Below are 13,827 nucleotides of genomic sequence, written 5' to 3'. Positions count from 1 at the left end.
GCGGCAGCTCATTTCGCGGCCAGGTGCGGGTAGTTGTCCATACCTACCCTATGACCATCGCTGGCCCAAAACCCGCCAAGGAGTCCCGTTTCAGCGTTCCCCCCGGAAGTATCGACCTCATTGGCATAGAGCTCCGCGTCGTCCTGCGGGTCGTAGCCGATGCGCCGTCCTGCCTGGAGGTTCGCCCAGCCGCGGGTGTTGGCCGAGACAGCCCACACCACGTGATGGCCCGGGGCACCGAGGTCGTTCAACGCCGCCTCCACGAGCCTGAACGAATCCGCCGGGGAAAGCCACGAACCAAGGGTCCTGGCGTTGCCCGGGCGCTGGCCGCCGGTACCTATCCGGGCACTGACCACTTTCATTCCGTACTTGTCCGCATACAGGCTGCCGAGCGCTTCCGCGGCCACTTTGCTGACACCGTAGTACGTATCGGGCCGCGGCGGAAGTACAGCATCCGCCGCGGCATCAGCAAGGTCGTGGAAGCCCACGGCGTGCGTGGAACTGGCCAGCAATACACGTTCGACGCCGTTGCGGCGGGCTGCTTCCAGCGTCACCTGGGTGCCGGTGATGTTGGTGGCAACGATTTCCTGCCAGGTCATTTCCCGGTGGAGTCCGCCCAGGTGGACAACCCCGGATGTGGCCCTGAGGGACGTGTTCATGAAATCTGGATCAGTTACGGATCCCACCAGGGCAACCTCGTTGGGACGCAAATTCCGGGCTTCCACCAGGTCCAGCAGCCGGACTTCATATCCGGCATCAGCAAGGTAGGGACGCAGCAACGTGGCCATCATGCCGGCACCACCCGTCATGGCGATCGCCTGTGCTTTCTGTGCTGCCGGCAAGTTTCCTCCAATGGTTGACAGCCTGTGATGCTAATCATACTCTCATGAAGTATGTTTCACATGGTAGCAGATGTTTATATATGTAAAAGGAGAATCAAAGTGGATTCGAAGCTCAAGGCACGCTCCCGTGCGGCTCTGGCATTGGCGGTGACCTCAGCCACCCTGCTGACGGGCTGTGGCAGCGGGTCGTCCGCCCCTGCGGCCAAGGATGACGGCCAGCCCATCGAGGTCTGGGCGCGCGCCGGCACCGACGCCTCCACGACCTACGCGGCGCTGTTCAAGGAATTCACGGCAAAGACCGGTATCCCGGTCAACTTTCAGGGGGTGCCGGACCTGGACCAGCAACTGCAGACCAGGGCGGCCTCCAAGAAGCTTCCGGATATCGTCATCAACGACTCCGCGGCTCTTGGCAACTACACTTCCCAGGGCTACCTGCAGAAACTGGACAAGTCAGCGGTGGACGGAGGCGACAAGATCTCCGACTCCCTGTGGAATGAGGCAGTGGGCCAGGACGGGGCTACTTACGGGGTCCCGTTCTCTCGCCAGACGATGGTGACCATGATCAGGAAGGACTGGCGCGAGAAGCTGGGTCTCCCCGTTCCCAAGACGCAGGAAGACCTCGCGGCGCTGGCCACCGCATTCGCTACACAGGACCCGGACGGAAATGGCCAGGCAGACACTTTCGGGATGACCGTTCCGGGATCCACCGAACGTGGATACCTGGGTTGGTGGGCCTCATCGTACCTTTGGCAGGACGGCGGCGCCTACCTGAAGGACAACGGCAACGGAAAGTACACCGCTTCCGCCGCAAGCAGTGAAAGCCAGAAAGGCGTCACCTGGATCAAGCAACAGTTCTGCACGCCCGGCAACACGCAGCCGGGCGCACTGACGGCGGCCACCAGCGCTGCGTCACCCTTTTTCCAGACCGGAAAGACCGGGATCATTCTCACCGGCCCCTACAACTTCTCCTCGTTTGATACGGCGCTGGGCAAGGACCGGTACGAAGTCATCGAAACTCCCAAGGGTTCGGTGGACAACACAGTCCTGGCCGAAGGCGAGAACATCTATGTCACTGCCACCAACGGCAAAAAGGACCAGACAAAGCAGGTTATCGACTACCTCGTGTCCGCCGACGGGCAAAAGGCGGGCATGACCGCCGGCAAGCAGCCGATTGTCCGCGTACCCGTCAATTCCGACGTCGATGCTGCCGCCGTCTACAACGATCCCCGGTGGACCGTCGTCCAGGACGCGCTGAAGAACTCGTCAAAGTCCTTCCCCTCGGCCATCAACTTCGTGCCGATCAAGCAGGCAGCCGCCGAATCCCTGAACAAGATCTTCTCGGACTGCGCGGCGGATAACGTGGCGTCCGGCCTTAAGGATCTCGACTCGGCCATCACCAACGAACTGACAAGCCAGAACGCCAAGTCATGACCGCAACACCAACGAAACCGGCAGGTGCCTTGACGGCGGAGCCGGAGTCAGCGCCACCGGCCCCCCGCAGCAAACGCCGCAACGGCAGACAGACCATGGCCATCTGGTTGTTCCTGGTGCCGGCCGCCGTCCTGGGCCTCTACTTCAAATTCATCCCCATGGCCGAAGGCATTCGGCTGAGCTTTTTCAAAGTGCAGCCGTTCCTGGGTGACGTTTTCGTCGGCTTCGACAACTATGTTGGCGTGCTGACGGATGCACGCTTCTTGGAGGCCCTCGGACACACTGTGGTCCTGGGCGTCACCCAGACCCTCGGCGCACTGGTGGTGGGCTTTCTTCTGGCCCTGCTCCTGGAAGGGCAGGCACGGTCACTGTGGATCCTCCGCACCACCATTTTCCTGCCTGTCGTCACGGCGCTGGCTGTGGTGGGCGAAATCTGGCGCCTGTTGTACTTCCCCACACCGGACGGACCCCTCAACAGCATCCTGGGCTGGCTAGGACTCGGCCCGCTGCAGTTCCTCAACGGTACGGACACGGCACTGTGGTCCATCGCCGTCGTCGGCATCTGGAGCGGCGCGCCCTACAACATGGTGATCATCCTTGCCGGGCTTACCGGGGTGGACCGCTCCCTATATGAGTCTGCGGGCGTGGACGGAGCCACGCCCTGGCAGCGACTGCGGTACATCACGCTGCCGGCCCTTCGTCCTTCACTGGTGATCGTCCTGACGTTGGCAGCCATCCGCAGCCTGCGCAGCTTCACGGAAGTGTACGTACTTACCGGAGGCGGCCCGGCCGGCTCAACAGAGGTGTGGATGACCCGCATGTATTCCCTGGGATTCCAGCGGAACGATATTGGCGTGGCCTCTGCCGCGGCAGTCCTGCTCCTGGTGGCCACCCTGCTCCTGACCGTTGGAACCCAGCTCCTGGCCAAAAGGAAGGCAGCACGATGAGCCAGACACTGACCCGAAAGAACTCCCGCACGGCCAGGCCGTCGTCCTCCGCCAGGTTCGACACGGCCCTGGGATGGTCGCCCCGTTTTGGACCCAACATGGTCCTGCGGATGCTGCTCTGCGCACTGGTGTTCTGCATTTTCGCCCTGCCGTTCCTGGCCATCATCTCCGGCGCTTTTGACCGGAACTCCAGCCCGACCGAGATTTCGCTGCTGCCCAAGACATTCACGCTCCAGAACTTCCAGGCAGCACAGCAGCAGGGTCTGTGGGGTTACCTGCTGAACTCCCTGGTGGTGGCCGGCGGAGGGCTCCTGCTCCAAATGACCGTTTCCGTGTTCGCCGCCTACAGCCTCAGCCGCAGGAAATTCCGGGGACAGGCCCTGGTCCTCCTGCTGGTCCTGATGACCATGATGCTCCCCGAGGAGATCATCGGCATCCCCCTGTCCCTGGTGTTGGGTGACCTCCCGCTGCTGGGCATCAGTTTGCGGGGAACCGTCCTTGCCGTCATCCTGCCGGTGGGCATCTGGGGCTTCTCCATCTTCATCATGAGCGAATTCATGAAGGAGATTCCCGCGGAAATCGAGGAGGCTGCCCGGCTTGACGGGGTGGGTGAGTTCCGCATGCTCTTCACCATCATCCTGCCTCTGTGCAAGCCGGCGCTGGGCGTCATCGGGATTTTCGGCTTCATGATGGTCTGGGACCAGTACCTCCTCCCCCTCATCGCGGCCAATGACCCCGGAGACTACACCCTGACCGTGGCACTGGCGGTACTTCGCAACGACACCACAGTCGGACCCGGCGTGCTGCTGGCGGGTGCCCTGATGGCCATGATTCCCAGCCTCCTGGTGTACCTCTTCCTGCAAAGCTCCATGATCCGCGGCATCACCTCGGGCGCAACCAAGGGCTAGGGAAGGCCCGGCCTCCCCAACCCTCCACGAAAGAATTTCCATGAATATCAGCTCAATTGTTCCTGCCACCGCGGCACCCACCGCGGCAGACCTGACGATCAACGACATCACCATCACACCGATCGCCTTTTCCGATCCACCGCTCCTGAACGCCGTCGGCGTCCACGAGCCCCTGGTCCATAGGGTGGTCATTGAAGTCCGCACCGCCAACGGGCTCCTGGGCCTGGGCGAATGTGCCGGCGGCCAGAGCCGCCTGGACAACCTCGCCGCCGGCGCCAATGCCATCAAGGGCGTCAGTATCTTTGAAACCTCCACAATGGAGCGGCTCATCAACCAGGCGCTGGACCCAAATCTCTCTGCCTTTGAACGGGCTGCCGTCTTCTCCGCCTTCGAAGTCGCTGCCCTGGATATCCAGGGGCATGCAACGGGCAGGACCGTGAGCGAACTGCTCGGCGGCACTGTGCGGGACGAGGTCCCCTTCAGCGCCTACCTCTTCTACAAGTGGGCTGAACACCCTGCTCACGATGGACGCCCGGCCATTTCTGACGGCTGGGGCGAGGCGCTGGATCCGGAGGGCATCGTCCGGCAGGCTCGCCGGATGATCACCGAGTACGGATTCAAATCCATCAAACTCAAGGGCGGCGTCTTTCCACCCGCCCGTGAAATTGAAGCTATCCGGGCTTTGCGTGAAGCGTTCCCGAACCTTCCGCTCCGGCTGGACCCCAACACTGCCTGGACGGTGGAGACCTCGAAATGGGTGGCGGCCGAAACGAGCGGGCTGCTTGAGTACCTGGAAGATCCGACGCCGGGCCTGGAGGGAATGGGCCAGGTCGCGGCTGCTGCCCCCATGCCGCTTGCCACCAATATGTGCGTCGTGGCCTTCGATCACATCAAAAAGAGTGTGGAACTCGATTCCGTCCAGGTAATCCTCGGTGACCATCACTACTGGGGCGGCCTCCGCCACACCCGGGAACTGGGCACCATCTGCGAAACCTTCGGAATAGGATTGTCCATGCATTCCAATTCCCACCTTGGCATCAGCCTTGCTGCCATGGTCCACGTCGCCGCCGCAACGCCTGCCCTGACGTACGCCTGTGATACCCACTATCCCTGGAACGGGCACAACGACGTGGTCAAGCCCGGAGCCCTGAAGTTTGTGGACGGCAGCGTGCCGGTTCCCACCGGCACCGGCCTTGGCGTGGAGCTGAACCGGGAGAAACTGGCTGAACTCCACCAGCAGTACCTGGACGCCCGCATGACGGCGCGGGATGACACGGGCTACATGCAGCGTTTTGTCCCCGACTTCACGGCTGCCCTCCCCCGGTGGTAGGTCCGCAGGTGATGCAGGTTACCGGCTATCTCTATCCGTGGGATGTACTGGGCGACCCGAAGGCGGTGTCATGGGTCAGGGACACCGGCGTTGACCGCGTGGCGCTTGCGGCCGCATACCACTCGGTGCGGGCCGGAACCCCACGGCATCCCACCCGGCGCGTCGTGGACGCCCGGTCGGCAGCCCTCTACGTTCCGGAAGGCGGTGCTTTCGCAGGCCGGCAGCTGATACCCGGCAACGCGAGGGAATGGACCGGGACGGAGAACGGATTCGGCGAGGCCGCAGCGGCATTTCAGGCGGAGGGCCTTCCCGTGGACGCGTGGACGGTGCTGACCCACTCCAGCGCAGTGGGCGGAAACAGCCCCGGCCTCTGCGTACAAAATGCCTTCGACGAGGTCTACAGGTACGCGCTGTGCCCGTCGCAGCCTCAGGTCCGCTCCTACGCTGCGTCCCTGGTGCGCCAAGTCCTGGAGATGGGACAGCCGGATGGGTTAATCCTCGAAGCGGCGGGTCCGCTGGGTTTCAGCCACCAGAACCGGCATGAGAAGACCGAGGGAGCCGAGTACTCAACCTGGGTGCAGGCGCTGTTGTCGCTGTGCTTCTGCGATGCATGCGCCACCGGGTACGAGGCCCGCGGGTTGCCCGCCGCCGGGTATCAAAGCCGGGTCCGCTCTGCCGTCGCGCAGGCCGATGATGCCCGAATGACAGCTGCATTTGCGTCCGGGGCAGCGGCGTTCCTTCCCCTCCTGGAGGTCCGGTGGGATGCCACGGCGATGCTGCTGGATGAGTGCTTGGCAGCGATCGAAGCCACCGGCTCCCGCCCCCGGCTGTCGCTGCACGCCACGCCGGACCCCTGGGCCACGGGGCCCTTCGTTCCGGTGGAGGCGCTCCGCAGGAGCAGGCTCTGGGGGCACCGGGGTGACCTCACCGCCGTCGTACCTTGCTGGGGCGAGCCCAGCGAAGGCGCCGTGACGGTCGAAGCCATGTTGGCCGCCGGCTTGCGGGTGGGTGCGTATGTCCTGGCGCTGCCGCCGAAGACGGCCGACGGCGGCAGGCTGGCAAGCGAGTGGCAGGTGCTTTGTGCGGCGGGAGCCAGGGAACTGCACGTGTATCACCTCGGGCTTGCCTCCTCCCGGCGCCTCTCCGCTGTTGCGGGAGGACTGATGAGTCTGCGCTGAGGTTTTCAGCGCTGCCGATCAGGCTCACGCCGATGGAACGGGACCCCGGGAAGAAGTCGCCGAACGGGAAAGTCCGAGTGCCCATCCGCCGGCAACTCCAATGGCAAGAAGCATGGTGACGAAGCCGATTGCGGGGGCGCTCTGCCATGCCAGGGCACCGCCGTACCGCAGCAAGGCAAGCGCCTGCAGAATGACGAAGACAACGGAGGTCAGGGCCACGGGCCGGACGGTATGGAGGTAGCGGCTCGACTGGCCCTGCGCGGCAGACCACCCAAGACCGATCAGCCACGCCCCGATCGCCCTCGCAGTGAGTTCGGACAGTGGCCACGGCCACCACTTCGCGGCAGGAATGGGTGCCGCCAGGAGTGCCAGGCCGTAAATGAGCAGCACCCCGGCAATACCCACCATGAGCATTCGGAGCGCAGGCGGCAGTACTGGCAGTCCCGCCGTTACGGATTTGGGGGCAGGACGCCGGGACCGGATCTGTATCCAGCTGGTGACGGCCATTGCCACGGGCACGATGGCGTAGATTGCCAGCCACGCCCAGGTGGCTATTTGGGCGGTGGGGGCCGTGTCCGGTGACAGGTGGAAGCGGTTGAGATGCAGCAGGGTGACTCCCAAGGTCAGTGTCGTGAAGACGAACACAGGCCATACTGCCAGCCTCGCCGACTCCCAACCTGCCGAACGGGCGCCCGCCACCTCCAAGCCGGCGCTCGACCAGTATGCCGCCCCGAGGAAGACCGCCGTCATGGGCGGATTGACCGTCCATGCAAAGAATTCATCGGTCCGGAGCGGAAACACGAACAGCACGAGCCCGGCAAGAAACACCAGGAATGCAGCGACGTAGAGCAGCCACCGCATCGGTGCAATCAGTGGAATGGCCTCAGTTGAAGCGGACATCACCGGGCTGCTCCTCGGGTGCGGCCGGCCCGCCAGCGGCAGGGGGCGAGGCCGGGAGGGGGTTTTCGGCCAGGTAGGCGTGAAGCATTGAGACCACGGTGGCACCGTCCCCGACTGCGGTGGCCACTCTTTTGATGGAACCGGCCCGCACGTCACCGATCGCGAAGATGCCGGGCATGCTGGTTTCCAGCGCCAGCGGAGCCCTGTCCATCCCGGCGTCACTGACATCCCTGGCACCTGTAAGGAGAAAACCGGCCGGATCACGCTCTACAGTGTCGGGCAGCCAGGAGGTCCGCGGCACTGAACCGATCAGCACGAACAAGCCGCCCGCTTCGATCTCCTCGCCCGCGATTGCTTCTGCTGCTCCGGATGCGGCGACCCTGACGGCGGCAAGGAATCCGTCCTGGTCCCGGGCCCCCACGATTGCGGTGCCAAAGCGGATCGCGACGTTCCGGGTGGCTTCAAGTTGGGAAATGAGGTATTCCGACATGCTGGCGGACAGGGTGGGTCCACGCACCAGCAGCGTCACCTTTTTCGCATACCTCGCAAGGTGCAGAACCGCCTGTCCGGCCGAGTTGCCGCCCCCCACGACACAGACATGCTTTCCGGCCATCGACGGCGCTTCGGAGACTGTGGCCCCGTAGAAGACGCCTCTGCCCACCAGATCCTCCAGTTGGGGTATGCCGAGGCGGCGGTAGTCCACACCCGTGGCCACCACTACTGCGCGGCACCGCACCGCACTCCCATCGGAAATCGACACAGTGTACAGCGGGCCGTCCGCGCTGAGCCCCGCCACCTTCCGCAGGAACAGGAAGTCAGCGCCCAAAGTCCAGGCCTGGTGAAATGAACGGTAGGCCAGGTGGGCGCCGCTCACACCGCGTGAAAAGCCAGGGTAGTTGCGGATCAACGAGCTGGTGCCGGCCTGGCCTCCCACAGCCTCCCCCTCCACCACCATGGTCGAAAGGCCCTCGGAGGAGGCATACACGGCGGCCGCGAGACCGGAGGGGCCTGCTCCCACAACCACCACATCGAAGATCTTGTCCGCCGGAGGAGGCCGCGTCACCCCCATCGCTTCGGCAATCTCCAGGTCACTGGGGTTCTCAAGGACAACTGGTGAAGCAGTGAACTCCAGCACCAGGACCGGCAGCGCGGGATGGCGCAGGCCCAGGCTCTTCAGCGTCCGTTCCGCCGTCTCGGACCCAACTGGGTGGAAGCCCACCGGGATGTGGTTCCGGCTCAGGGAGTCGCGCAGCGTATGCGTCCTTTCGTCGCCTATGTCCCCGATCAGCCGGACCGCCTCAAACCCCACCCCTTGGGCCAACTGCCAGTCATCAAGGGCGTCGGTTATCGCCCCATGGAATTCTTCGTCGCGTGAACGTTCCGGACGTATGATCACCAGCTCGGCGTACCCCTGCCCTACCGCCCGGAACACAGTCGGGGCGCTTTCGAAGTCACCCCATGTCACCACAACACCGCGTTTGGCGGCCGGGTGGAAGCCGTAGGCACGCCGCAAGAAATCAAGTCCCCCGCGGTCAGCCGGACCGTAGCACCCGAGAATGAGGGCGACCTGGCGGTTCCAGCGACGGAGCCCCTCCAGCACCGCCCGTCCGTGGGCGTGGCCGTCGCAGGCCACCACCTCGTAATCGGCACCGTACCGTCGGCGCAACTCATCTCCGAGCATGCGCCGGGAGGTCGCGTCGGTGGTGGCAATCAGCATGATCGGAACCGGGTCATCCATGGCCGCCGTCTTTCCGGTTCTATGGTTCGGTGGCGCTCACGATACTCGCGCAAGGACATTGGGGACAAGGGTTCTCCCTTGCCTCCCGGACGTTCCTTCGCCACCGGGGACGGAGTTGTCTGGGACCCCGTTTTACCTCGATTCTGTCATTCCGGGGGCGCCCGAATTCTGCCAGAATGGCTCCGACGGCAGGCAAGCAGGGACCCGAACTTGAGCAGGACCGGAGGGATGAAATGGAAGACCCCGAGGAAAACCGCCCTCCTCCTGGAATCAGCCTCGCCGCCAAGCCCAGCGGATCAGGGTGCCTGGACTGCCTCAACGGTGACGGCCAAGGCTGGTGGCTGCATCTTCGCCGCTGCGCCCAGTGCGGCCACATTGGATGCTGCGATTCATCTCCCTCGCAGCATGCCAGTGCCCACGCGCGCGCCACCGGCCACCCTGTCGTACGGTCTTTCGAACCCGGGGAGGAATGGTTCTACGATCACACCACGAAGAAGTTCTTCCGTGGTCCAAGGCTTCCGGATCCCCAGTCCAGGCCACCTGAGCAGCCAGCACCTGCACCGCCAGACAAGGTACCCGCAGACTGGCGTGAGCGCCTGCACCGGTAACCACGGACCGGGTATCACCCCTGCTGTCACCGGGGCCGGCGAGAATTCCGTTGAGGCTGGGTGGATGGCAACCTCTTTTGTGGCCCTCGAAAGGCACCAACATCGGCGATGCGCGGGTCGGCGGCGCCGCCGGGCAAACGGCGCACGAAGCCTGATGTGCCTAAACTACTGACATGCCCACACGTGTTCATGAGTTTGCCTGGCCTGACCGGGTCGTCATCGGCACCATCGGTGTTCCAGGGGCGCGAACGTTCTACCTGCAGGTACGTGCAGGTAGGCAAATTGTGAGCATCGCACTGGAGAAGCAGCAGTCTGCCCAGCTCGCCGAAAAGATTGACGAAATCCTCGACGAGCTCATCGCCCTTGACGGCAATCCCTTCAGTGTTCCCACGGGTACTCCCATCGAGCTCGTCGACAATGACCAGCTCGAGGCAGTCCAGGAACAGTTCAGGGCCGGCGCCATGAGTTTGGGCTGGGACCCGACAACGGCGCAGGTTGTGATAGAGGCCTACCCGATCATTGAAGTCGGTGCTGATGAAGACGTCGAATTGCTTGCTGGGAACGCCGCTGACGTGGCCGAAATGTTGCTGGTGCGGATGCCGGTGGGCACCGCCCGCGCATTCGCCAAACGGACCCGGGAGGTAGTGGGTGCCGGGCGTCCGGCATGCCCGCTCTGCGGTTATCCCATGGACGCCGACGGGCATACCTGCACTCTTCCTGAAGTCTGATGCCAGGGAGCCTGGACGGTACTGGCGGGTCTACCGCAAAGCTGTCCGCAGCCGTTCCTTGAGGTCTTCAAGTGATTCACGCCATTCCGGTTCGTCAGCGTTGTCCCACAGTTCAGCAAGCTCGGACTTCTCCCCGGCAACCCGTTCAACTGCTTCCAGTGCCATCTCCACGTCTTCGGCGGTGACCTCTGCCCCGCGGGCAGCCACCCAGGTCGCCACGGTCTCCGGGAGATCGCCCAGCGGGTTGCCTTGGCTGGCGGAGGTCACTTCGGCGGCGGCGATAGCGACAGCCCCTTCGGGTGCCTCGACATACCTGTGACCTGCCTTCGCCAACGCCTGGCGCACGACGTCGACCCCTCCGGTCTCCAGCTCGTCCAGCCAGTCCAGCGCGTCGTCGTTCTCAAACGGCAGGTAGCCCCATGCACCCACGTGGTTCCCCTTCCGGTTAACGGCTAGTGGCTCCAATATGCCAGACCGCGCCGTTGCAGGTCATACACGCGGTGGATGCCTGCAAAGCTTTTCGAGAGTGCGTGCTGAAAGTGCAGTTGTTGGCGCGGAGTGGTGGCCCGCAAAATGTCACACCCCCCTTGGATGATGAGTACATGGGAAGCGAAGCGGTGACAACGGCTTTTGAAGCGATCGACTCCTCGATTGCCCTGCTCCGCGCCGAGGTGGCTGAGTCCCGTAACGGGTTCCCCCAGCACGCCGACCCCTTGGCCGCCGTCGCTGACGGGTGCCTGGACATCCTTGCCGGAATTTCACGAACCGAGGCCCGGGTCGCTGCGTTGAAGGCGGAGGCAACGGCCAGATATGCGGATTCCGCGCGATCTGCCGCGCCTCCTGACATGCCCGTCCAGGCGCAGGAAATGGCAATAGCGGCCGAGGTGGGCTGTGTACTGGCCATCGGCGATCGGGCTGCAGGCATGCTGTTGGAGCAATCCCATGCTTTGGCTACGTTCTTGCCACTCACCCTGGCAGCATTGCAGGCGGGAACTGTCTCATGGCAACACGCCAGGGTGATGGTGGACGAGACCGCCACCCTTGACTGTGACGCAGCGCGGGTACTCGAGGCACACTTCCTGGGCGCTGACGCGGCCAATCCTGCCCGCGGCTGCCCGGCCGGCGAGATGCCCGCCTTCAGGTTCCGGCGGAAGGCCAGGACCTGGCGCGAACGGCACCACCCGGACAGCATCGAAAAACGCCATGCTAAGGGAGCGCGGGACAGGTGCCTGGAATTTACCCCGGAGCAGGACGGCATGGCGCGGGTGTCTGCCTACCTGCCCGCGGACCAGGCGGTTGCTATCTGGAACCGCATTACCGCCATCGCCCGGGGCCTGCAAGGGCCCCACGAGAACCGGACGCTCACCCAGTTACGGGCAGACGTATTTGCTGCGGCAGTCCTGCGAAGCGACAACGGCATCAGCAGCGGCGGAGCTGGGGCCGGAGGACCCGGCTCCGCCGCTGTCCCTACGCCCCGGGCCGAGGTCCTGATCACCGTTCCCGTCTTCTCACTGCTGGGGCTGACAGAGGAACCGGCCACGCTGGACGGGTTCGGACCCATCCCTGCCTCCATGGCCCGGAATCTCCTAACCAATGGAGCGGATTCGTTCCATCGGGTGCTCATAGATCCACGGGACGGGGCCCCGTTGGAAATCGGCCGCACAAGCTACCGGCTGACGAAGGCCATGCGGAACTGGCTACGAATGCGCGACGGCAGATGCCCGTTCCCCGGGTGCAGCAACCAGTCCCTGGACAACGAAGCAGACCACCTCCTGGCCTGGCATCACGGCGGAACCACCGGGATCAGCAACCTGGGACAGCCTTGTCCCCGGCACCACAGACTCAAACACGCCAGCGGCTGGACACCGACCCCCGCATCACAGAACGAGCCGCCCGGCTGGATTTCACCATCAGGGCGGAGATACAAAAGCGAACATCAGGACTGGGAAGCACCTCACTGGCCGTGTTCGTTGGGGCAGCAAGCCACAGAACGGCAACATCCATATTCTCCTATGCCCACCGCGGTGAGGGGGACCGTGGACTATTTTCGGGAACCGCCATCTGCGGGAGAAGCATTCCTTCGTACCTACCTCGATGCCAAATGAACTGCCGAATATGGCAGCAAGGGACCCCGCACAAAACGTGCGGAGTCCCTTGCTGTCGGATCCTGAAAAGAAGAAAGTCTAGAAGTCCCAGTCCTCGTCTTCCGTGTTGACGGCCTTGCCGATGACATAGGACGAACCCGAGCCCGAGAAGAAGTCATGGTTCTCGTCAGCGTTCGGGGACAGCGCCGACAGGATGGCCGGGTTCACGTCGGTGACGGACGCCGGGAACATCGCCTCGTAGCCCAGGTTCATGAGGGCCTTGTTGGCGTTGTAGTGCAGGAACTTCTTGACGTCCTCGGCCAGGCCCACGCCGTCGTACAGGTCGTGGGTGTACTGGACCTCGTTTTCGTACAGCTCGAACAGCAGTTCGAACGTGTAGTCCTTGATCTCCTGGCGGCGTTCCTCGGAGACCTTCTCCAGGCCCTTCTGGAACTTATAGCCGATGTAGTAACCGTGAACAGCTTCGTCACGGATGATCAGGCGGATCAGGTCGGCGGTGTTCGTCAGCTTGGCGCGGGAGGACCAGTACATGGGCAGGTAGAAGCCCGAGTAGAACAGGAAGCTTTCCAGCAGCGTGGAGGCCACCTTCCGCTTCAGCGGATCGTCACCCTGGTAGTAGTCCATGACGATCTGCGCCTTCTTCTGAAGGTTCTCGTTCTCGGTGGACCAGCGGAATGCCTCGTCGATCTCCTTGGTGGAAGCCAGGGTGGAGAAGATGGAGGAGTAGCTCTTGGCGTGCACTGACTCCATGAAGGCGATGTTCGTGTACACAGCCTCCTCGTGCGGAGTGAGGGCATCCGGAATCAGGGACACCGCACCGACCGTGCCCTGGATGGTGTCCAGCAGGGTCAAGCCGGTAAATACGCGCATGGTGAGCTGCTGCTCGGCCGGCGTCAGCGTGTTCCAGGACTGGACGTCGTTGGACAGCGGCACCTTTTCCGGCAGCCAGAAGTTGTTGACCAGGCGGTTCCAGACGTCGACGTCCTTGTCGTCCTGGATGCGGTTCCAGTTGATGGCCTCGACGTGGCTGAGCAGCTTGACCTTCTCGGTCATGTCATCCCCTATGCGTTGGGTGGGTTTTCTCTAAGTTAAAGCGTACGACGGCGGGCGGG

The 13,827-nt window shown here is 63.6% G+C and carries 13 protein-coding genes; 8 read left to right on the top strand and 5 right to left on the bottom strand.

The features are described 5' to 3' along the window. Positions 1 to 8 precede the first annotated feature (8 nt). Entirely contained in the window at positions 9 to 842 is an 834-nt protein-coding gene (locus tag AC3ANU_RS11330; RefSeq protein WP_082581728.1) for an NAD-dependent epimerase/dehydratase family protein, read from the bottom strand. 99 nt (positions 843 to 941) lie between these two features. Between AC3ANU_RS11330 and AC3ANU_RS11325 the strand changes: the two genes are divergently transcribed. From AC3ANU_RS11325 to AC3ANU_RS11305, 5 genes are all read left to right on the top strand, one after another. Continuing rightward, positions 942 to 2,273 carry an ABC transporter substrate-binding protein gene (locus AC3ANU_RS11325; protein ID WP_056390595.1) on the top strand — a complete coding sequence of 444 codons (1,332 nt, stop codon included), beginning with the start codon at positions 942 to 944 and terminating at the stop codon, positions 2,271 to 2,273. A 95-nt stretch (positions 2,274 to 2,368) separates the two neighbouring features. Beyond that, a complete protein-coding gene (locus AC3ANU_RS11320) occupies positions 2,369 to 3,220 on the top strand; it encodes a carbohydrate ABC transporter permease (RefSeq protein WP_488314546.1) in 852 nt (283 codons plus the stop codon). Further along, the gene (locus AC3ANU_RS11315) at positions 3,217 to 4,128 is read left to right on the top strand and encodes a carbohydrate ABC transporter permease (protein WP_018769423.1); all 912 of its coding nucleotides are present in this window, start codon (positions 3,217 to 3,219) and stop codon (positions 4,126 to 4,128) included. Before AC3ANU_RS11320 ends, AC3ANU_RS11315 begins: the two co-directional genes overlap by 4 nt. 40 nt (positions 4,129 to 4,168) lie before the next feature. After that, on the top strand, positions 4,169 to 5,458 hold the full coding sequence (locus AC3ANU_RS11310; RefSeq protein ID WP_488314545.1) for a glucarate dehydratase family protein: 1,290 nt from the start codon (positions 4,169 to 4,171) through the stop codon (positions 5,456 to 5,458). 11 nt (positions 5,459 to 5,469) lie between these two features. Further along, the gene (locus tag AC3ANU_RS11305; RefSeq protein WP_018769425.1) at positions 5,470 to 6,636 is read left to right on the top strand and encodes a hypothetical protein; all 1,167 of its coding nucleotides are present in this window, start codon (positions 5,470 to 5,472) and stop codon (positions 6,634 to 6,636) included. A 24-nt stretch (positions 6,637 to 6,660) separates the two neighbouring features. On the opposite strand, the gene AC3ANU_RS11300 is transcribed toward AC3ANU_RS11305, so the two are convergent. Beyond that, positions 6,661 to 7,536, bottom strand: coding sequence for a hypothetical protein (locus tag AC3ANU_RS11300; protein WP_134164673.1), 876 nt, complete (start codon positions 7,534 to 7,536; stop codon positions 6,661 to 6,663). Continuing rightward, positions 7,520 to 9,274 (bottom strand): NAD(P)/FAD-dependent oxidoreductase, encoded by a 1,755-nt coding sequence (locus AC3ANU_RS11295; protein ID WP_268003216.1) that lies wholly within the window; start codon positions 9,272 to 9,274, stop codon positions 7,520 to 7,522. Before AC3ANU_RS11295 ends, AC3ANU_RS11300 begins: the two co-directional genes overlap by 17 nt. A 176-nt stretch (positions 9,275 to 9,450) precedes the next feature. Between AC3ANU_RS11295 and AC3ANU_RS11290 the strand changes: the two genes are divergently transcribed. Then, positions 9,451 to 9,882 (top strand): UBP-type zinc finger domain-containing protein, encoded by a 432-nt coding sequence (locus AC3ANU_RS11290; RefSeq protein WP_488314544.1) that lies wholly within the window; start codon positions 9,451 to 9,453, stop codon positions 9,880 to 9,882. A gap of 173 nt (positions 9,883 to 10,055) precedes the next feature. After that, positions 10,056 to 10,610: a DUF3090 domain-containing protein gene (locus AC3ANU_RS11285; protein WP_056390609.1), complete on the top strand. Its 555-nt coding sequence runs from the start codon at positions 10,056 to 10,058 to the stop codon at positions 10,608 to 10,610. 30 nt (positions 10,611 to 10,640) lie between these two features. On the opposite strand, the gene AC3ANU_RS11280 is transcribed toward AC3ANU_RS11285, so the two are convergent. Continuing rightward, a complete protein-coding gene (locus AC3ANU_RS11280) occupies positions 10,641 to 11,039 on the bottom strand; it encodes a DUF4259 domain-containing protein (protein ID WP_018769427.1) in 399 nt (132 codons plus the stop codon). 173 nt (positions 11,040 to 11,212) lie between these two features. Here AC3ANU_RS11280 and AC3ANU_RS11275 point away from each other — a divergent pair, with 173 nt between their 5' ends. Beyond that, positions 11,213 to 12,715, top strand: coding sequence for an HNH endonuclease signature motif containing protein (locus AC3ANU_RS11275; RefSeq protein ID WP_488314543.1), 1,503 nt, complete (start codon positions 11,213 to 11,215; stop codon positions 12,713 to 12,715). 78 nt (positions 12,716 to 12,793) lie between these two features. Here AC3ANU_RS11275 and nrdF read toward each other — a convergent pair whose 3' ends face one another. Beyond that, positions 12,794 to 13,768, bottom strand: coding sequence for a class 1b ribonucleoside-diphosphate reductase subunit beta (gene nrdF, locus AC3ANU_RS11270; protein ID WP_018769429.1), 975 nt, complete (start codon positions 13,766 to 13,768; stop codon positions 12,794 to 12,796). Positions 13,769 to 13,827: the final 59 nt, after the last annotated feature.

It is taken from the genome of Arthrobacter sp. SDR-2R (assembly GCF_057747955.1).
This window is presented reverse-complemented; position numbering and strand designations above follow the sequence as displayed.

Bases quoted from the DNA above. Each gene is read 5' to 3' on its own strand.
- AC3ANU_RS11320 (WP_488314546.1), top strand. From the start codon at position 2,369: ATGGCCATCTGGTTGTTCCTGGTGCCGGCCGCCGTCCTGGGCCTCTAC.
- AC3ANU_RS11315 (WP_018769423.1), top strand. From the start codon at position 3,217: ATGAGCCAGACACTGACCCGAAAGAACTCCCGCACGGCCAGGCCGTCG.
- AC3ANU_RS11310 (WP_488314545.1), top strand. From the start codon at position 4,169: ATGAATATCAGCTCAATTGTTCCTGCCACCGCGGCACCCACCGCGGCA.
- AC3ANU_RS11305 (WP_018769425.1), top strand. From the start codon at position 5,470: ATGCAGGTTACCGGCTATCTCTATCCGTGGGATGTACTGGGCGACCCG.
- AC3ANU_RS11300 (WP_134164673.1), bottom strand. From the start codon at position 7,536: ATGTCCGCTTCAACTGAGGCCATTCCACTGATTGCACCGATGCGGTGG.
- AC3ANU_RS11295 (WP_268003216.1), bottom strand. From the start codon at position 9,274: ATGGATGACCCGGTTCCGATCATGCTGATTGCCACCACCGACGCGACC.
- AC3ANU_RS11290 (WP_488314544.1), top strand. From the start codon at position 9,451: ATGGCTCCGACGGCAGGCAAGCAGGGACCCGAACTTGAGCAGGACCGG.
- AC3ANU_RS11285 (WP_056390609.1), top strand. From the start codon at position 10,056: ATGCCCACACGTGTTCATGAGTTTGCCTGGCCTGACCGGGTCGTCATC.
- AC3ANU_RS11275 (WP_488314543.1), top strand. From the start codon at position 11,213: ATGGGAAGCGAAGCGGTGACAACGGCTTTTGAAGCGATCGACTCCTCG.
- nrdF (WP_018769429.1), bottom strand. From the start codon at position 13,768: ATGACCGAGAAGGTCAAGCTGCTCAGCCACGTCGAGGCCATCAACTGG.